At 47.8% G+C, this 21552-nt stretch carries 7 protein-coding genes and 2 pseudogenes; 6 read left to right on the forward strand and 3 right to left on the reverse strand.

Features of this window, described 5'->3' with window-relative positions:
* Positions 1–7 precede the first annotated feature (7 nt).
* The 3 genes from QMA35_RS13705 to QMA35_RS13715 are packed head-to-tail and all read left to right on the forward strand — an operon-like array spanning position 8 to position 16717.
* Positions 8–2548: a protein kinase gene (locus tag QMA35_RS13705; protein WP_281647719.1), complete on the forward strand. Its 2541-nt coding sequence runs from the start codon at positions 8–10 to the stop codon at positions 2546–2548.
* A gap of 46 nt (positions 2549–2594) precedes the next feature.
* Positions 2595–4541: a ShlB/FhaC/HecB family hemolysin secretion/activation protein gene (locus tag QMA35_RS13710; RefSeq protein WP_281647720.1), complete on the forward strand. Its 1947-nt coding sequence runs from the start codon at positions 2595–2597 to the stop codon at positions 4539–4541.
* A 44-nt stretch (positions 4542–4585) separates the two neighbouring features.
* Positions 4586–16717 (forward strand): filamentous hemagglutinin N-terminal domain-containing protein, encoded by a 12132-nt coding sequence (locus QMA35_RS13715; RefSeq protein WP_281647721.1) that lies wholly within the window; start codon positions 4586–4588, stop codon positions 16715–16717.
* 103 nt (positions 16718–16820) lie between these two features.
* Here the strand turns inward: QMA35_RS13715 and QMA35_RS13720 are convergent, their stop codons facing one another.
* Together QMA35_RS13720 and QMA35_RS13725 are read right to left on the reverse strand one after the other, a co-directional pair.
* Positions 16821–17651 carry a Stp1/IreP family PP2C-type Ser/Thr phosphatase gene (locus QMA35_RS13720; RefSeq protein ID WP_281647722.1) on the reverse strand — a complete coding sequence of 277 codons (831 nt, stop codon included), beginning with the start codon at positions 17649–17651 and terminating at the stop codon, positions 16821–16823.
* Positions 17652–17932: 281 nt separating this feature from the next.
* Positions 17933–18946: a hypothetical protein gene (locus tag QMA35_RS13725; RefSeq protein WP_281647723.1), complete on the reverse strand. Its 1014-nt coding sequence runs from the start codon at positions 18944–18946 to the stop codon at positions 17933–17935.
* A gap of 105 nt (positions 18947–19051) precedes the next feature.
* Between QMA35_RS13725 and QMA35_RS13730 the strand changes: the two genes are divergently transcribed.
* From QMA35_RS13730 to QMA35_RS13740, 3 genes and pseudogenes are all read left to right on the forward strand, one after another.
* Positions 19052–20086 (forward strand): AraC family transcriptional regulator ligand-binding domain-containing protein, encoded by a 1035-nt coding sequence (locus tag QMA35_RS13730; RefSeq protein ID WP_281647724.1) that lies wholly within the window; start codon positions 19052–19054, stop codon positions 20084–20086.
* A gap of 212 nt (positions 20087–20298) precedes the next feature.
* Complete coding sequence (locus tag QMA35_RS13735) at positions 20299–20619, forward strand: helix-turn-helix domain-containing protein (RefSeq protein WP_281647725.1); 321 nt, start codon at positions 20299–20301, stop codon at positions 20617–20619.
* Positions 20619–21233, forward strand: a pseudogene (locus tag QMA35_RS13740) (HipA N-terminal domain-containing protein); the annotation flags it as partial. The gene QMA35_RS13735 and the pseudogene QMA35_RS13740, both read left to right, overlap by 1 nt.
* A 200-nt stretch (positions 21234–21433) precedes the next feature.
* On the opposite strand, the pseudogene QMA35_RS13745 reads toward QMA35_RS13740, so the two are convergent.
* A pseudogene (locus QMA35_RS13745) lies at positions 21434–21552 on the reverse strand (ISAs1 family transposase); the annotation flags it as partial.

Below are 21552 nucleotides of genomic sequence, written 5' to 3' on the forward strand. Positions count from 1 at the left end.
ACACGGAATGAGTACCAGCGAGAATGACAAAACACGATTGGTATCAAATACTGATACCAGCGACATCCCTGAAGATAAAACAGTTCTCGCTGACATGTCAGCTTCCTACTATCAGGATGCCGACAAAACTGTAATAGCCCCATTGACTGGAAGCCCTATCACTGGGAATCTGCAATCACCTGCAAGTCCAAACCAACCACCACCTGAATCTAAAGGAAGCCAGTTAAAACGATTAATCAACAATCGTTTTGAGCTAAAAGCCATTCTTGGCTCCGGCGGCATGGGTGCCGTATACAAAGCAGTCGATCTTCGTAAAATTGAAGCGAAAGATCGCGATCCCTATGTTGCTATTAAACTGTTAAATGAAGACTTTAAACAACATCCGGATGCTTTCGTTTCCCTGCAGCGTGAATCACGAAAATCCCAAAATCTAGCGCACCCCAACATCGTAACGGTTTACGACTTTGACCGTGACGGTGAAACGGTTTTCATGACCATGGAGTATATGGAAGGTGCGGCCCTTGATGAAATAATCAGAAAAACCCCAGGCGTAGGACTGGAATTCGACAAAGCCTGCCAAGTATTCAGAGACATCTCGGAAGCTCTCGCTTACGCCCACTCAAAACATATCATCCATTCCGACTTTAAACCCGGCAATATTTTTGTTCTAAACAATGCCCATGCCAAGGTGTTTGATTTTGGCATTGCCAGAGCTGTGTCGTCTTCTGGCGCAGGTATTCAAGCTGACGGCGATAAAACCGTTTTCGACGCTGGCAGCCTGAGCGCATTAACCCCAGCATACGCCAGTTATGAAATGCTGAAAGGCGAAGAACCTTCAACCAGCGATGATGTTTACGCTCTTGCTTGTGTTGCTTACGAATTATTTGCTGGCTCACACCCCTTTAACAAAACACCGGCAGACAAAGCCGCCGAGCAGAAACTCAAACCCAAACGAATCAAGCAACTTTCCAATCGCCAATGGCGGGCTCTGGAAAAAGCACTTGCCTTCAAGAGCAAAGACCGCACCCAAACAGTTAAAGAGCTTGAAGATGCTTTTTTTGGTAAGTCGCGAATTCCACTTTATGCTGCAGCTGCGGTTCTTGTTGCTACAACGGTTTCATCCCTGTTCTTTCTACAGGACAACCAGGTTGACGAAGCCAAACTCCGGGTAGAGTTAGAAGAAGAGCTGCAGACCGATATTCGTGCGAACGTAGAACATGAACTGAAACAAAAAGCTGCTCTGCAAGCTCTGCAGGATACCCTTGCAAAACCTCTTGATGACCAGTGGGATGCTTTGCTGGAGCTAGCTATCACTGATTATCAAAACCTAGCGCCCGAAGACAGTGACAGTATTATTCAGGCCAAACAAAAGGCTATGTCACTCTATCTGGATGCTTCTTCAGAGCAGCGTCTGGCAGGAGAGCTAAGCAAAGCCCGTGAACTACTGAATAGTGCCAGTTACTGGCAACAAAACTCTGACCAAATTTCCCAGGCAGAGTCTCTTCTTGCCAGCGCTCAGGAAGAATTGCGGCGAAAGCAGGAACAACAAAAACTTGCTGCCGAGGCAGAAGCTAAACGATTGGCTGAGGCTCAGCGCCAACAAACGCTGGAACTGGCGCGACAGGAAAAACTACGCAAAGAACGTATTGCCCGGCAGAACCGTGAGAAAGCTATCAATGTGGCGATTGAAAATGTGGAGTCAGCACTCTACTGCAGCACAAACCTTGATATCAAAGCATTATCAGGCAACCTGCAAACCCTGAAAAATCTCAGTAACACACACTACCAACAAACCGAACCCAAGATTGTGTCCTCTCTGGCCTCTTGCATCAAACAAGTCGCCAAGCGCAACCCCAGTGCAGCATCCCGCTTGAAAGCGGCTTCACTTTCCTCTTTCCCAAAGGCAAACACCATTGACTCTGTTGCTATAGATTTTTGCACTCACTTGCGTCCAGGGTCAGGAAGTAAAGGGCGACGTTATTTCTGTGAAGACAAGCTGCTTGGTGGCGGTGTCAGCCCCACACTTGTTGTTGCCAAAGCTGGTAGCAAGAAACTGGCAGTTACGCGTTATGAAATAACTGTTGCGGAGTTTAACCGTTATTGCAAAGCGACTAACCAGTGTTCCGGCCTGGTCAGCTCAGATTCTCTGCCTGCCAGCAACATCAGCATTGAACAAGCCAAAGCTTACAGTACCTGGCTCAGCAACCAAACTGGCTACACATACCGATTGCCTTCGTATAGTGAATGGCTGGCGTTAGCGTCACCGGCACGCAATGGCAGTGACCCCGACCGTAACTGCTATTTGAAGTTTGGTGGATTGCAGAAAGGCACCGAACTGATCAATGCATCCTCTGGCAAACCCAATGATAACGGTCTGGTGAATACCGTCGGTAATGTACAGGAGTGGACCGTCGACGGTAGCAACCTGCTTGCTGCTGGCGGAAGTCGAAAAGATCCGTTGAAACGCTGCCTGATCACAACAAAATCTTCACACAGTGGAAAACCTGACGATGTAACCGGCTTTCGACTGGTAAGAAATATTCGATAGCAACATAACCACTTTATAACACGTACAAGTAGAAGGATTTACAACTGTGCACAGAGTATCGAACTACCCAACTGCACTTTTCTCCGCCAAGCCTTTGGCTGCGGCTGTTTTTCTGAGCGCTGCTCTTTCTGGATCTGTAAACGCTGCTGAGGATTATGTCCCCGATCTTCAGCAGCCCGATATTAAACAAGAATTCCAGCAAAGAAAAAAGGATATCGAGGAAGAAGCGGGTAAAGGTCTGCGTCTGGACGAAGATCTTTCCGGTGAGGACCCACATATTGAAATCAACAGTTTCTCATTCCGGAGCCTGCCAGAATACCCAGAAGCCGGAGTCACTAAAGACGCCATTGAAGAGCTGGTTGAAGGCTTGCGCCAGAAATATATGCGTGAATCTGAGAAGCTTGGTAGTGGCTTTACTCAACTGGAACTGGAAGAAATTGGTGCCTTTCTTCAGGAAAAAGCCACACAGAAAAGCACAGCCAAATTAAACCTCAATGATTTGGCAGAATTTGTTTCCATCGTGAAGAGGCAGAACGCTGTTCGGGGTATGACCTACGGCGATATTGAAGAGATCGTGCAGCAGGTAACCCAATTCTATCGAACCCGTGGCCTGCTGCTAGCCCGGGCTTACATTCCTCCCCAGGAAGTCAAGAATGGCATTGTTGAGCTGGATATTATTGCCGGTACCCTGGGTAAGGTCACAGTTGACGGCAACAAGAAATACAAAGACGAAAACCTTCAGCAACCCTTCCAGAACCAGATCGGCCAGCTGGTTGATAATGCCAAAATTGAAGAGAGCATTTACCTGCTCAATGACCTGCCCGGCTTGAATGTGTTTGGCTTCTTTGAGAAAGGCGACAAGCTGGGAGAGTCCAACCTGAACCTGCAGGTGCGTGATGAGAAAGCCTGGAACCTCTCCGTTCGTGGCGATAACCATGGCCCCGAATACACTGGCGAATACCGACTATTTGCTCAAGGTAACTGGTTAAACCCAACGGGTATTGGCGACCAACTAACCATTGGAACACTTAAGTCTTTTGATCCGGAAAACACCCACCTATATCAGCTTGGTTACAGCTTCCCTCTCGGTGGCCCTGATACCCGTCTGGAGCTTTTCTTTGAAGATAACGACTTCAAGATCACTTCTGAGACAGATGAAAGTATCAACATCCTCGGCATTGAAGGTGCAAACACGACTTACTCCGCAACGTTAATGCACAAAATTCGCCGTTCCCGGGCTGAAAATCTGGCTGCTGGTTTAAAGCTGGCGGAAAAGAAAGTCACCCGGAAAGCCGAGATCAACAATCTGATTACCGAGGGTGATCACACTCGCTCAGCTGAGTTTATTGTTGAAGGGGACATGCTCGGCACCAGTATTCGCACCCTGAATATGGGACGACTGGCCATGCAGTATGGCAAGTTCCGTAACGACACCCCGAAAGACAGGGGAGACGATTACTACAAACTGGCACTGGATACCAACTCACTGTTCTTTGTACCACTGCCGTTTACTGACAGTGAGTCCCGCTTGATCCTGAAATCCAAACTGCGCTACGGCGACACAGCCCTGCCCTCCTTTGAACAAATGTCATTGGGGGGTGCCAACAGCGTACGTGCCTTCACGGTTAATGATTTCTCTGCAGACACCGGTGCTTACCTGGGTGCCGAGTGGTACTTCGATGTTCCCCAGCCCCTTGATTTTGATCTCTACCAGGGGCAACGAGTCAGCGATGTTCTGCAATATGCCCTGTTTATGGATGGTGCTTATGGCAACGAAAACAGTTATCGGCAGAATCAGGGTGACTTGAAAGTGGCCGACCCCTGGACTCATCTGGCGGGCCTGGGTTTCCTGATGCGCCTGAACTGGCAGGACCAGATTTCTTCCACCATCAGTATTTCAAAGCCGGTCTCCCATAAATCAGGATCGGGAACGGTTGGTGATGATGCCCAGAGCTGGCAGACCTATGTGGACCTGACCCTGCGTCTGAATTGATAACTCTGTATTCGAACTTAAACAATTTCTGCATGGATAGCATAATGAATACTATCGATACCCAATCAGAACAGCTGACAGTAACACGGAAAAGCCGCCTCAAGCCCCTCGCCCAGGCCATCAGCATGCATCGCATAATGATGGCTCCGACACTGATTTTCTTGAGCGCAGCAGGCTCGCAACAGGCCATGGCACTTCCTGCTGGTATAGTGGAAGTCGAAGGCGTAGCCACTGCTCCCGTAACCGGAAATACACTGACTATTAACCAGTCAGACCCCAGGGCTTACATTAAGTGGCAGGAATTCAATATCAATGCAGGGGAAACCGTTAAGTTTGTACAACCAAGCTCTTCTGCCTTGGTACTGAACGATATCATCGATAATAACCCCAGTCAGATATTCGGCCAGATAGACGCCAATGGCCATGTGCTCCTGGTCAACCCCCGCGGCATATTGTTCTCTGAAAACGCGACAGTCAATGTCAACAGCCTTACCGCATCCACACTGACTGTCGATAGAAACGACTTCCTTAACAGTGATCTGATCGACGGTTTGGCGTTTACCGAAGGGAACGCTTCAGGTGCCATTATAAACCGTGGCATGATCAATGCGGCCAAAGGTGTTGTACTTCAGGGTGGGCGAGTTGAAAACAGTGGGACTATCCGAACAATAGACACTGATACCCAGTTAATCACTGCAGGGCTGGTAGCCTTAGCCAAGGGCGGAGACACTGTTTTAACCTTTGATGCAGATGGTTATTTAGGCCTTGCCGTTAACGCCGAATCCTCAACCTCTCTGGGCGTTGACTCTGCCGTATTAAACACCGACTCAGGCTCAATACAGGCCGGAAAAATATTGCTGGAAGCTAATATGGCCAGCAGTTTGTTTGATAACGCAGTGAATAACGAAGGTGTGCTTGAAGCCAGAGGTATACACACCAGTGGTGGAACTATAACCCTTCGCGGGTCAGGCGGAAGCGTATTCGATGTTGTTAATACCAATACTATCGACGCCTCAGCCACAGGCGCCAACTCTATAGGCGGCACTGTTCTGTTAGCAGGTGATGACATATCACTGACTAACAGCTCTCTCATCAATGCCAATGGAGGAAATGCAGGCGGTAAAGTCCTCATTGGCTCAGATTTAGAAAACGACCCTACCGGATACTACGCAAAAAATGTGGTTTTGGATGGCAGCTCCAGTATACAAGCGGGGGCTACGAAAACCGGCAGCCGTGACGGCGGTCGTATTGAGATTTCTGCACAGGAGAACCTGAATATAGCAGGGACGCTGAACGCAGAAGCCAACAGCAGCGGAACTCGCGGTAGTATTATTCTGCGCTCCAGCTCTATTGAAGTCACCGATTCGGACACCAGCGGTATCAGAAACACCTCGTTGTCATCTGCTATTACAAATGATTCTGATGTAACTCTGATTGCAACAAAAACTGATGATAATAAAAAGGGCAATATAGATATCAACGCCGCTATTGCTGTTGATGCAAAAGACCGTGAGCGAACACTGACCCTGCAAGCCGAGAATGATATTGCGATCAACGCCACGGTCGAAAATGGAAAAAATGATAACGGCAATGATCATGGTGGAGATTTCAACATCACTGTTGATGCTGGCAATACATTCCATGTAGCCACCAGTGGCACTGTCGATACCGGCGGTGGAGATCTGAATGTAAACACCCAAAACCTTGTCAATGCCGGAACCATCGATCTTAAAGGTTACTTTGGCTCTGATACTGGTACTCACAACATTAACATTGGTCGTGATGGTGCAGGGTCAACCAGCACATCCCTGCTGGGCACATTTACAGGTCAGGGTTCTGATTTCACTCTCACCACCGGGGCAGGCAGCGATACATTTGTATTTACTGATGGTACTTACAAACTGTCAGATAATTCATTTTCGTCATCGGTAAACACCGGGAACCTTAACCTGGATATTGCTTCAGAAGTTGACGGCATCGCAATAGGCTCCGCTCAGTATATTCGCAATAGCGATGGCACCTCTTCCATCAGTTTTTCCGTTTCCGGCGGTAAGCTGGAAGGCACAGAGAATGCGGACACCTTTACCCTCTACAATGACGGATCAAACTACTATCTGCAGGAAACTGGAAGTACCAAAAGGTTCTATGTGAAAGATATTGATGGCTTAGGTAGCCAGGATACTCTCACTGAAGATGCCTCCAGTGATTTTGATCAGGCTCTCGTCACAGGCAATAAACAGTTCAGCCTCCATCGATCGGCGGATGGAAATGACAGTAGTGCGGATCTCCGACTTTCCAATATAGACACGGTGACAACGGCCAGCGATGTTGTAAACCAGACTGGCAGCGATCTCGCTGTTCAGGTTTGGAACGGTGACCTCATACTGACAAACGAAAATACAACATTTCAAAACCTGACTGGCTATCAAGGCAACGGCGGTGACAATATCACCGACAGTAACGACAGCAACTGGCAGACCTCAGACACCACCAATAGCGCTACATCCAACGGCGTTCTCTATACCGGTATTGATCGTGTTAACTCTTTGGGCCAGGTATCTTCCAGCTCCACGTTAGATCAAACCGTCAAGTTTCATGGCAGCCGGGATATGGAGTTAAAGGGTATACGCTTTTCAGGGGCTGACACATTTAACGGTGACAGCACAGGAAACCGTGTTGATACAGTAGAAGACCTCACCACAGGCAGCAGCTGGGCAATCAGAAACCCCGGCACAGGCGTGACGAAAGATGGGCAGTTCTTCAATAATATTGATGCTGTAAAAACATCTAACAATGCCCGTGGCAGAAGCGACAGTAGCAGCTGGTCATTGCTCGGAACCAACAAAGCCAAGAGTGATCAGATCACTTTCGAGTTTACTGATAACGACACGACCATCTCCAATGTTGGCCAAGTCATTAACGAAACAGCAGGCAACCTTGAGGTTTCTCTGGAGAGTGACGATTCTCTGAAAGCTGGCAATGTCACGTTTGCAGGTGCGTCCAGCTATCTCGGTCTTACTGGCAATAACGATACAGTTCTGGATAACCGTAACGCAGACTGGGCAATAACAAGTGCTTATCAGGCACGTACAGGGGATGCAGTGAATAATGCCCTGTTGACGTTCTTCAATATTAGCGAAGTTGATACAACTGGAGCCATCACTAACACGGGTGCAGCCCTCAATATTACCCTCGACCAGGTGACAGAAAATGTCCTGATCAAAAACACAATTGATACCGGCAGTATCCTCTTTACCGGTAGCAATAGTTACACGGGAGCAGGTGCGGACAATGTCACTGACAACCTGGGGCGCCAATGGTACCTGCAAGGCAGCAAGAGCCTGAATACCGAAGCGGATGCTTCTGGCTTCAACCTCTCTGCCATTCATCAAATGTCCAATGTGAGTTCTGTTGAAAATGCAACCAATGGGGAACTCGCAGTATCGTTGGAAAGCAATAGTGATATCAAAGCTGGAGATATCCTCTTTACCGATGCTACGTCCTATACTGGTTCCGGTAGCGACAATATTGAGGATAAACGTACTGCAATATCTGACTGGCAGTTAACGGCCGACAACACTGCACACACTGGCACTGGTAACGGCCAACGCAGCTTTACCGGCATTGATTACGTGGCAACCACGGGTGGTATTAGCAACAGCACCAGTTCTGAAAAAGATGTCACGCTTGATCGTGAAAACGGCACCAATAAAGATACAATCAACCTGTTTGGCATCACCTTTGCCGGCAGCCGTCGTTATACAGGTTCAGGCCTTGATAATATTACTGACAATGTGACTGATAACCGAAACCTTGCTTGGGAAGTTGCCGGACCTAAAGCGGTCAGAACCGGCACAGGATCAGACTTAAGGACGTTTTCCGGTATCGATAGTGTTCATACCACAGCAACTGTCAATGGCAGCCTGGGCGATACGCTCTGGAAAGCTGGCAGTGACACCGACTCGCTAACAGGCATAACGACCTATAAGGCAACCAACAGCGACATCAGTTTTACTGGTGTAACAACGATTAACAATGTCGGCACACTGGAAAATGATACTGGTTCCCAGCAAACCGTCACTGTTAACGCTGCCAATAATGGCCTGATTCTTCAGGCCACGACCTTTAATGGTGCCTCAAATTACACCGGCTCCGGCAGCGATATTGTTGACGACAACACCGACAGCACATGGCAGGTGACAGCCACAAACAGCGCCACTCAGGTGAGTGGAAGCCGTGGCTTTACCGGTATAGCCAAAGTCAAAACCGAAGGTGATATTGCCAATCAGGGAGCAGGCCAACAAACTGTTACGCTCAACACAGAAGAGCTGTCGCCTGGCACAACTGTGAATACCCTGAAAGTCGCTGAGATTACTTTTGAGGGTAATGGTGATTACACAGGTTCAGGTACTGATGGTATTCAGGACAACACCTCCAGCCATTGGAATCTGGATGGCGACAAGACAGTTATCCAGAGAGATACTCATCAGAACGATATTAGACAGTTAACAGGCATCACCTCCGTCACGGGTGGTGGCTCTGTTTCTGAAACCTCCACGAATAACTGGGTGAGCACGGGTCAGAATGCTGCCAAAGCGCAGAATGTGACCTTCACCACCGCATCGCAAATCAACACCCAGGGTCGGGTCAGCTCTGAGCTTAGTGGCCAGCAAACTGTAACCGCAAGGGATAACAGCCTTGAGTTAAACGGCGTGAACTTTGTCAATGCGGCTGGCTTTGACGGCGCTGACGGCCGCAATGACAAAGTTGAAGAGAGCAGCACTCAAAACTGGCAGGCCACAGATACCGAAATCATTCGCAACCCCGGAGCCAACCAGCAGACCTTTACCAATATCGGCCGGGTAACAACAGATGGCGATATTGATAACAGCCTGTCTGCCGAACAGACGGTTATCCTGAATCAAGAGACAGTAGACACTAACACGGTTGAAACCCTGAAACTCAATGACGTCCTCTTTGTCGGCACCGGTGATTACACCGGCAATGGCATTGATAATATTGATGACCAAACCAACAGAAACTGGGGAATAAAAGGGGATAACGCAGCATCCCAGATTTATGGACTGAATAATGAGCGACTCTTTACCGGTATTGACAGTGTCACTTCTACAGGGAAAGTGTCCAATATTACCGGCGCCGACCTAACCGTCACCATAGACCGTGCGGCGACAACGCTCTCTGCTCACAATATCCTGTTTAGTCATCTCAGTGGTTATATTGGTGATGCCAACCAGACGGACACCATCAATGGCGCTCTTGGTACCACCTGGTACCTGACCGGCATTAATCGTTTGAACGACACAGCAGCAGACAATGGTTTCCTGTTAAGTCACGTTGATGAAGTAAACGGTGGTATTACGTCCCTTGAACATTCTTCTATCTACAGCAGTGGAGCTGAAGTTGTTATTCGGCCAGACAGCAAACTGAACGTCGGCGATATTCTATTCAGTACGGTGACCAGCTACACCGGTAATGGCAGCGATAACGTCACAGACAATAGAACCGGACAGGACTGGAGTATTATTGATACCGATCCTGATGTAAGTGCTATAGCCATTGGCGCGCGAACTGGTGATGGACTCAATGGGAATAGAACTCTCACCCTTTCCGGTATTGATAGCATTACAACCACAAACAATGCTTCAGGAAAAACAGCGGACAGCGCCTGGTCTGTTAAGGATGGCCTCACAGCCAGCAGTGACGGAATTACCTTTAATTTCCAGCATAGTAATGGTCAAACACCACAAATCAGCAATGTTGGTCTTGTGTCCAATCAGACATCGGCTGGTAAAACAGCCACCATTAACAACGACCAGTCTCTTACAGTTAATGATATTCAGTTTGCAGATGCGACAGGTTATACCGGTCATAGCAGCCAGACTGACATCGTAACCGACAGTACCAATAAAAGCTGGAATCTGGATGACGATCATGATGCCAGCCAGATTGTATCTGATACTGAATCACGGGCCTTCACCAATATTGCACGCGTAAATACCCAGGGGGATATTACCGAAACCGGCACCAATAACTGGGAAAGCACAGGTGACAACTCTGCCAAAGCAGGCTCAGTAGAGTTTGTCGGCACCTCCAAAGTCACTACCGCAGGTCGGGTTTTTTCGAGCGTTAGCACAGCACAAACAGTGACCGTTAATGACGGTGACCTGACACTCAACCAGGTTGCCTATACAGGGGCTACAGGTTTTGATGGTGATAATCTGGGCTCACGCCAGGACACTATCGACGATAACCGTACGACACCCACGGATTGGCAAATCACTGATAACAATGACGCCAGCAGCAATACCCTCACCTTTAATGATATTGATGCAGTTTCTACCGCGGGCAATGCTCGGGGTCGTACGACAGATAGCGCCTGGGCTATTAAAGGAAGTAAAAAGGCCCAAAGTGATGGCATTCTGTTTACCCTGGAAAGCAGCACTCCTGAAATATCCAATGTAGGTGTTGTGTCCAACGAGTTCAGCACCCAGAAAGCTACTCTCAACAGTGACTCTTCCCTTTCTGTCGCCGATCTGACGTTCCTGGATATTTCCGGTTATACCGGTATGGATGGCAATGGCGACAGTCTTGTTGATAACCGTGGCACGGGTTGGACAATCACTGGCGATTACACCGCCCGCTCAGGGGATGCTGCCAGCAATAACCTGATCACTTTCAGCAAAATCAGTGCAGTGCAAAATGCCGGAGCTATTGTCGACAGCCAGAACAGCAACTGGTCAGTCAATATTGATAGCAGTGGTTCTTCTCCTGTTACCACAACAACCGATGGCCATATTACCTTCCGCGGTGCCTCCTCTGTCGATACTGCAGGAAGCCTCACTAATGCTACTGGCAGTGAACAAAGCATCACTCTCAGCCTGATTTCAGGAGCCATCACAACAGCCTTTGATGCTTTGGGTATCAGTTTCAAAAATGCTGGTGACTATATTGGTAACGGTGGCGACAATATTAACGACACCACAAATACAGACTGGGCTATCACCAGCACTGGAGCTGACCAAAAGCTTGATAGCATGAACAGTCGCAGCTTCTCTGGTATAGACAGCGTGGCCAGTACCGGTGCCCTATCTAACGACACAGGCAGCGAGCTTGACATCAGCCTGGGCCAGGCCGTTATCAACGAAAACGGCCTGGACATTACCAAAGAAACTATTTCTACAGGTAGCCTCACCTTCACTGGTAGCCGCAGTTATTCTGGTTCTGGTTTAGATAACATCACTGATACCGTTAGTCGCGTCTGGTATCTGACGGCTGTGAAACATCTCAACACCGAAGCTGATAACAGTGGTTATGACCTGACCGGGATTGACCAATTTACCGGAATCGACACCATCCAGAACCAGGCTGCCGACCTTGATGTCACAGTGGGCATAACTGGTAATGACAATGCATTAACCGCCGGAGATATCCTGTTTAACGGCGCTAACAGCTATGTAGGTTCTGGCACTGATAACGTGAACGATAACCGTACACAAACTCAGGGCTGGAACATTACTGGTGCCAATAGCGCTGATACAGGTCAAGTGGACTTCTCTGGCATTGACAGTGTAACCACAGCGACCAATGCGGCAGGTAGAACAGCTGACAGCGCCTGGTCTGTAACAGATAGCCAGAAAGCCCAAAGTGATGGCATTACCTTCACGTTTACCGACACCGATACTGAAATCACCAATGTCGGCACGGTATCCAACGCAACCGGTGATGGCCTTGATGTTGAGCTGAAAGCTGATAGCAGCCTGCAGCTGGCCGATATCAACTTTGCCGATGCGACAGACTATCAAGGGCACGAGAAAACAGCTCCTACAGATAAGGGCGATAAGGTTTCCGACAAGCGTAATCAAAAATGGATTGTCACCGGAGATAACGCTCTGGACAGTGGCAATCTGAGCTTCACCGAGGTTGATGCCGTTGACACATCGGCGGAAATCGACAGCAAGATAGGCGAAGCCTGGGTAGTCACTGAAGAAAACAACAAGGCTATTGCGACCAGTAACAACATTGCCTTTACCGGTATCAACCAGGTGAACCTTGTAGGCGCCCTCACCAACAGCACTGGTACTTTCAAAGATGTCATCATTAAGCGCACCACCAACGCTCTGGAGTTAATGGGAATTTCCTTTGGCGGCGCAAACCATTATGCCGGTCATCAAGCAACTACCGGCGGCGATACCATCACCGATGAAAACAACAGCAGCTGGCGCCTTGATGGTGACCGCACAGCCACACAGCTGGGCGCGAACAGGCAATTTGTGAATATTGCGGAAGTGGATACAACAGGCGCAGTCAGCAATGGTACAAACAGCGGCCAAAACGTCACATTAAAAGACGACCAGTTAAGTGTTGGCAATATCACGTTTGACGGCAGTACTGATTATGCAGGACGTGCCGGAGATGGTGACCATGTTATTGATGAGACCACCGGAACTGGCAACTGGCTGGCCAAGGGCAGCGGTGAGACGCATTTTGATACTCACCAGCTGACCAATATCGAGAGCGTGAACACCTCCCGCGGAGTCACCAACGACACTGGCACTCCAGCAACCGAGACTGTTGAACTGGACGACGACAGTCTGAAAGTTGCCGGAATCGATTACCAAGGCACGACGTCTTACACCGGTGCCGGTGACCATATTGAAGATAATACAACCGAAACCACTGACTGGCAGGCAACCGGAGCTCATGCTGTCAGCAAAGAGAGGGCTGGAAAAGCGGCCTATAGCCTGACTGGCATTAACTCTGTTCAGTCTGACAAAGGCATTGCCAATAAAACCGGCAGCAGCCAGGCTATAACACTGGACGACGACAGCCTGACAGTTGCCGGAGTGGACTTCCAGGGCACCAACACCAGCTATTCCGGTGATACTGCAGGCGATATTCTGACCGACAGTACTGGTGGTAGTGACAGCTGGTCTGTGGATAGCGAACGTACTGTCAGCAAGAACGGCCAGAGCCTTTCCGGCATCAAACATCTGAAAACCGGTAAGAACATTGCCGAAGTCAGCACCAGTGACTGGGATGTGACTGATACCGGTATTGCTTACGGACAAACTCACCAGCTCACCGTGGAAGGCAGCAGCGAGATTACAACCACTGGCCTAGTCAGCAATAACAGTCAGAGTGGCCAGAGCGTGACACTGGAAGACACCCAGTTGACCGTGGCGGGCATGGTGTTTAAGGGCAGCACTGATTACACCGGTCGTTCAGGGAATGGCGATATTATCGATGACCAGACCAACGGCACCGGAAACTGGTTAGCCAAAGGGACTGGTGAAGCCCACAAGGGCAACCACGAACTACGCAATATTGAGACCCTGAAAACCGATAATGGTGTTACCAACGATACAGGCAGCACTCAAACGACCACTCTGCATGATGATCGCATCCATCTGGCAGGTGTCGATTACCAAGGTTCACAGGACTATACCGGTGCCGATGACATAATCATCGACAGCACATCTGACAACCTTGCCTGGCAGGTTCAGGTAGACGATGCCACTGCGAACACTTTGAAAGCTTCCAAAAATGGCTATGATCTGAAGAATATTGCCGAGGTAAGAACGGACAATGCCCTGCAAAATGCTACAGGAAGTTCTAAAGAAGTCACTCTGAGCGACAACACTCTCACTGTTGCCAGCACGGCTGACAGTATCGCCTTTGAAGACGTAACCACCTACACCGGTGACAGCGATCATGTCACAGACAACACCAGTGGCAGCGATCTTTGGCAAGTGAAAGGTTCTGGCAACACCAGCAAAGGCAAGTACACACTGAATAGCATTGCCGAGATAGCTACTTCAAAAGGCATTCAAAATAGCAGCGATGCCAATCAAGTTGTTACCCAGGCTCGCGACAACCTCACTGTTGGCGATATTGAATACCAGGGAGCAACAGCCTACACCGGACACAGCAATAAAACCGATGTCGTTAACTCTGACAGGGACAACTGGCAGCTGTCTGGGAATGTGAATACTGCCTCCACCACTAACAGCTCAAATCAGACAGTCACTTTTCATGATATTGGTACAGTAAACACTGCCGGAAACGGTGCTCTTACTGGTTCTGAAGCTAATGAAACGTTTACGATCACCGGTACCAACAGCGTCAATACGCAGGGTATGACCTTTAACGGTGTCACGTCATTGGACGCTGGCGAAAACGCCACTAACAGCGACACAGACACCCTGAAAGGCTCTGGCGAAACCTGGACATTGACCGAACAAACCAATGAAGTCGGTGCCGCCGGTATTACTGCCAGCAATGTTGAACAGGTTACTGACACCGGTACAGCCAGTGCCCGCGGCAAAGTTGTTGGCACCTCCGGGGATGATGAGTTTGATCTTAACGAAAACCAGTCGCCAAACTCCTTGATTGCCAACGGCATTCTGTTTACCGGTATCGACGATCTGGATGGCAATGGTTCCCTGGACAAGGACATAGTCTCCAGCGATAACGCCGTCTGGAAACTTCTGGAAGATGCCAAGGCTATTCTGACCAATGGCATTACCATTACCAATATCAACTCTATTCAGGATGGCGGTGAAGGTACTGTTGAGGGAAGTGACGGCATTGACACCTTTACCCTGACAGGTGCTGACAGCTTTGATGCGAAAGACATCAGTTTCAGCGGTATCAGCACGATCGTGGGCCAAGGGGACGATATAGCTGAAGCGGGCAGTAATGCCACCATTGATTGGCAGCTGACCGGAGGAAATAAAGCCTTCTCCGTTGGTTCCATGAACTTCAGCGGTATTGCCAGAGTTGAAGACAATAACCGGGGGCAGCTGACGGGCACAGCCGAAACAGACACCTTCAACATTACCGGAACAGATGAACTCTCTGCTTACGGTATGGGTATCACGGGTATTCGCATGATTCTTGCTGGTGATGGTGCTGACCAACTACTGGGTAACAGTCTGTCCTGGACACTGGGTGACAGTGCTGATAACGAAGTTATGGTGTCTAATATGACATTCCTCAATATCGAAGGGGCAACGGATCAGAGCGGCAATGGCTCCTTCACCGGCAGCGCCCGAGATGACCTGATTCAATGGCAGGGTGGTGGAGAACTGGACAGTCGTGGCGTTAACTTCTCAGGTGTTACCAGCATTGATGGTGGCGATGGCAACGACACAGTTTATGTTGACGGTGAGGTTAACTCTCTGGTCACCTTGACCGGTGGCACCGGCTCCGAAGATTTACTGGTCAATCGCACCCCCATTGATGGCAACGCTTTGGGTTGGGATCTGCAGCTGACAACATCAAGCCTAGGTGGCAAGAACTTCACAGGTTTTGAGCGTTTGAGCCATGAGTTGGATACCATCACCTTGAATACCAATTCAACCATTTCTCTGTCAGCTAATGAAATTCGTACTGAGAACTCCCTGAACACATCCATTGAGACAGGAGCTGTACCTCAGTTTGCCAAAATGACCCTGAGCACCTCCGGAGGAGTCAACGGTTTTGCCAAAACGGATGTGATTGATTCCAACTCTACTGGTGCAGTCAATATCACTGCAGGCAACACCCTCACAGTTGATGACATTATCAGTGGTGGAGATGTTGCTGTTGAGGTGACCAATGGTGACCTACTCATCAATGGCCTGGTGTCTGCAGGTGGTAGCGGTCAGGTTGATCTCAACAGTGTCAATGGCAGCTTGTTAGCTGATGGAGATGGTGTGCACATCCAGGCTCGCGATATCAGTTTGTCTGCAGGTCAAACGGTTGGCTCGCAGGAACTGCAATTCCTGATTGACACAGAAGTTGGAGGCACTGTGGACATTGTTGCAAACCAGTATGTCTCTCCCCTGTTTACCGATGCTGAGGCCAAAGTAAGCACCATTGGTGAACGGTTGTTGTCTGTTTCTGAAGCTGTTGCCCTCTCAGGGTTCCGCAGCTCTTCTCAGCAACTGGTGAATCAACTGGGTAATGTTGATCCTGCCATCTTCACTGAAATCAGTAGTTTCAGTGTGGCGGAAAACAGTGCAGGTGATCCACAGGCAGGTGACTTTATGCTGGTTCAAAACGGCAACGCCACAATCGAAGGGCTGCCCATTGAAGCAACTGCAGGTGGTGACGGCATCAATGGTAATGATTGCGCAACTCCAGAAGAATCTGGCGGCTGCTCTGGAGAATAATCTTAGGGCACACACGAAAAAGCCGCTTGTTTTAACAAGCGGCTTTTTTATTGGATCTTTGTTTTATTAGAGCATGGTTACATGCCAATAGAACCAACTGAAACTACAAAGAATAAGGAACGGTCTTATCTTCCTGAGGTTGAGTGTTATATGCAGATATCCCATGCTTCTGATACTCGGCAATAGCTACAGTGATATTGTCTTTCCCACCCTGAGCATTCGATTCATCAATAAATCGATAACAGCATTCTAATGCCGGGCGATGAGTCGCCATTACAAACTCGATATCGCTATTGCTAAAGTATTCAGTCATACCATCAGAGCAAAGCAGTAATAAACAGTCATTCTGCAAACTGAATTCTGAAATCATGGGTTCAACTTTATGATGAACACCTACCGCCTTTGTTAATTGATTGCGAACCTTGCTGGTTCTGGCATTTTCTTCGGTTAAAGAGCCGTTATCAATCATCTGCTGCACAACAGAATGATCGCGAGTTAATTGGGTAAGACCGTTCTGCATGGTCCACATATATGCCCGGGAATCGCCAACATGGCCAACAATCAACGTGGACTCCCACATAATGGCAACAACAACCGTCGTTCCCATTTGTCGAAACAGGGGCTGGGCTGTTTTGCAATCCAGAATGGTCTGGTTAGCATCGTTAATAGCCTGAAGAAGCTCTGATTTGAGAATCAGTGGTTTCTGATGGGGAGTACAGGTTGAAAATGTTCTGTTTTGAACGAAGTGTAAGCGTTGGGAGATTTTCTCTATCGCCAACCGACTCGCGGTTGCACCACCGTGATACCCACCCATACCATCAGCAACAATAATAAATGAGAACGGAGCATTATTGTCACCACTAAAATAAATGGCATCTTCGTTTTCATCGCGCTTGCGCCCGATATCACTCTTACCGTCAATGGCTATACGCATTTGTAATTATTCTTGTGTCCATACAACAACCACATCTTACCCTTCACAGAATAAAAAACCTATTGATAATGCAACAGATAACTTTCTATTGATCAAAAGAAACGAAAAGCAAGAAAAGGGGATTAGGGGGTGTTCTCAACCAAGCATCGAACTCAGCATTGCTGAATATATAAAATGCGAAAAGTTATTCATCGAATGCTTCCTCCAGATGCTGCAAAAGCAATATGGCAGTTATTCAAATAAACTCCGCGACTCAACAGACAGAGATTACAGTTTTCCTTTTAATACAGATTTTTAAGATCTTTTTTTACCACTGCATTCACTATCGGTGCAGACAGCTTACCAAGAACCCCAGAACCGTTCATATGTTCAGCAATCACCTTTGAGAATGGCGTTAAAGATGTTTTCTTACAATGGGTAGTTGGTTCCCACATCCTGGCATTCAGTAGAGCTTCTTCGTAATAGATCGCCCAGTGTTTCACAGATAATTCTATGGCCACCTTCGGCAGTTTCCCGCGAATGCAGAGTAACTCAAGCCTCTGCCTTGACAGCGTTAACCGTGCAGTAGCAAACACTTGCAGAACCCACGGCTGCCCCGGAACAAGAAAAGCCAGACCAACGTTTGCGTTATCAAGAATATTCGTGAGGCTTATCGCTACTTTATTACCGGGCCGCTCAGGTAAAAGTAGTGTTTTTTCATCCAAAACCTGTACAAATCCTGCGGGGTCTCCACGGGGAGATAACTCTGTTTCGCCATTTCTGTTCTGAGTGCGCAGTAACAGCCAGGGCGATAATCGAATACAGTCCAAAGCCATACATGAAAGTGTTTTACCATTACAGGGCTTTTCAATGTTTAAGTGATGATTCCCGTGTTCCCAGAAGTTGGCCCGAGCCATCGCTCTCGAGCAATGAAAATAGGCTGCAGTCACTTTGAACTGAATGCCTTCACGACTTAGCACAGCATAACCATTAACTCGCAACCCATGACCAATACCTGATACAAGAAAATAAAGACTCCCCTGAATATTCTGCAAATCCCTTGTTTCACGGGTTCCGTGAGGTAAGGTGAAAATCAACTCCTGATTTTCTGCTACTTTAAGGGACTCCTCACAATCCAGAAAATGAAATCCCAGAGAGTCATCAACGAAGCTCAAAACGGCCAAACTTGATTGCCGAATAAACTCCTGACAGTAATTATCAAGTTCTGGAAGTACTCGTTTGTACAACATAGCTGGAGGAGAAGGAATAACTCTTCTCAACATTTCCAGGTTGCTAATAGTCGACTCTTCTGACATTGTCTTTTCACTCTTTTGTAGACGACAATGATAAAGTTCTTCACTACTGAAATGTATGTCCGTTTGTTGCAAAAACAGGGCTTTTCGTTTCAAAAGGGATAATAAATGAGTCAGATTTTCCCCATTACCAATCACCTTCATACGGTTTCTGCCATAGCTGTACTGGACCTTGCTAATGAGCTGGTTGAAGCAAAGGTTCTCTCCGAAGCAGGCTTCAGAGAAAGATTCCCTGATATTCACCATTTAAAACTACAGCTCCAGCAACAATCAGGTTTGGTCATTGAGGAGATGCGCCTTCCTGAATCTGAACTCATCCGGTTATGGCAGATACTGGAACAACATCCAGCAGCCTCTTATATGGGTTTAAAAATTGGTCAGAAAGTTAATCTTCAGGCCAAAGGTATCCTGGCTAACTGGATTTCCCAGTGCGATACGCTGGCTCACGCCTTTCACACATTTCAGGCTTATATAGAGCTTTTGAACCCTTCGGAATACTGGACACTGGAAGACCTGGGACAGACGTTACGCCTTAGTTTCAGGTTTCAAGACAGTCATTACCCCGCTCCCGCAGTCGAGCGTAGCATAGCCGCCTTAATGGCCTGGGCGGAGTTCTTGTGTGGACAAAAAATCAAAGTGATTCGTGCCGGGTTTCGTCATCAACAACCAGTCGATCAAACCCTGCATCAGATTCTTTTTGGCCCTGACCTCACCTTTTCCAATAACGATAACTTCATTGAATTTAAAGCTGAGATCTTCAACCAGCCTATTCAGACTTCCAATACTTACTTACAAGATATATTGCGAAACAAAGCAACAGAGTTTCTCTCGCACTGCCAAAGAAACACCAGCTATAAAGTCCGGAAACTGATTGAAAGTGATACCGTGCATTACAGCCGCATTGAAACAATATGTCAGCGACTTTACATGAGTCGATCAAAACTATACCGACAACTCAAAGATGAAGGTACGTCTTACAGAGATATTCTCGATTCTGTTAGAAAAAGCGCAGCAGTCAAATACAAAGAGGCTGGAATAAGTGATAACACTATCGCTATTAATCTTGGTTTTCAGGATGCAGCCAGTTATTACAAAGCTCGTAAGCGCTGGCTGGCCGTGCGAAGCCATGATAGCCCCCCCTAACCAAAAAGCCTATCTGCCCACTTAACTTTTGCTGCATGCGGGCATTACGGCTTATCTGATGGTCTGTATCTCATAATTTCCAGGAAACCTGGGTAGATACCTCTCACCAATACAACAAACATATTGTTTTTTGATCTTGATACAACTTATATACTGTTTATACTAAAATATACAGCCAATATGTTGTATTTGTTCTGAGGGAGGTTTTATTGGTGAAATCTTTATGGGAGTTACCCGGAGCTCTTCAGGAGCGACGTAAAGCCTTGGGGTTAAACCAAAAGGATATGTTGATGAAAATCGGCATGACTCAGCAGCAGTATCAACGCATAGAAAAGGGAGGAGACACCCGTCTTTCGACGCTTTTACGGATACTTGAAGGTATGGACCTGGAATTCATGCTGATACCTAAGGATCAAGTGAAAAGAGTGACAAATGCAATGGAACTTCCTGAGCGAGCAGAGACTGGCAGAGATGAAGAGAAAGATAAGTCTTCCAGCTGGTCATCAGTTTTTAAAGGAATGGAGGATGAGTGATGGCGCGGCGCAAGATTAAACATGCATTGCATGAAACTGTAGAAGCGCTTTCACTCACCCTGCATGGTCAGCAAGTGGGTATTCTTACTCATTATTCAGGTGGCAAGAATATCCTTTCGTTTGACCCTGAATATATGGCTCTGCCTGATGATGATCGACCAACGTACACGTTGAGTCAGAAGGTTAACGCTGATTATTTAAAAAAAAATCCAATACATAATCAGCGATTAGCACCGGTGCTTTCCAATTTACTCCCGGAGGGAGCCTTGAGGGAGTGGATGGCATCCAGCTTGAAAATACACCAGGATCACGAGTTTCCACTGTTAGCCTGGACGGGAGGCAACTTGCCGGGAGCACTTGTTGCGGAGCCTGTTGCGTTAGGAGCACTGCCAGCCTGGGCTCTAACCGCCCGTGATCAGGTTGAACCTGTACACATTGATGTCAGGAATAGTGCACAGAAATTTTCATTGGCTGGTGTTCAGATGAAGTTTTCATCCCGTCAGCAGGATGGTCGTTTTCATATTGCTCTTAATGAGGCTGGTCACGCCAATGATGGCTGGATTATCAAAACGCCATCAACGATTCATCGCCATGTGCCAGAGAATGAATATACGGCCATGCGTCTGGCAGAAGCTATAGGGGTTGATATTCCAGAGGTGCAGCTAACCGCCTTAAACCTTTTGGATAATCTACCTGATATTCAGCCAGGGCGATTGCATCAATCTAGTACGATAGAGCAAAGAAGCATTTCCAAATGCTCATGGTTCCAGCCTGCTATTTTCCGGTGCCTCTTAATGCTTTTATTGCCTTTGTTTTTCTTGATCGTATTCAATGCTATACGCCTGAGAATCGATAGGTTCTCAGCACTATTTCCCGCTTTAGCCTGGCAAGCATCTTCGGAGAACGAAACATCCAGTACCCAGTGCAGGTTAT

Source organism: Parendozoicomonas sp. Alg238-R29 (genome assembly GCF_947331445.1).
GTDB lineage: Bacteria > Pseudomonadota > Gammaproteobacteria > Pseudomonadales > Endozoicomonadaceae > Sansalvadorimonas.

Coding starts and splice junctions, on each gene's coding strand:
- QMA35_RS13720 (WP_281647722.1), bottom strand. CDS start 17,651: ATGCGTATAGCCATTGACGGTAAGAGTGATATCGGGCGCAAGCGCGAT.
- QMA35_RS13715 (WP_281647721.1), top strand. CDS start 4,586: ATGAATACTATCGATACCCAATCAGAACAGCTGACAGTAACACGGAAA.
- QMA35_RS13730 (WP_281647724.1), top strand. CDS start 19,052: ATGAGTCAGATTTTCCCCATTACCAATCACCTTCATACGGTTTCTGCC.
- QMA35_RS13725 (WP_281647723.1), bottom strand. CDS start 18,946: ATGTCAGAAGAGTCGACTATTAGCAACCTGGAAATGTTGAGAAGAGTT.
- QMA35_RS13705 (WP_281647719.1), top strand. CDS start 8: ATGAGTACCAGCGAGAATGACAAAACACGATTGGTATCAAATACTGAT.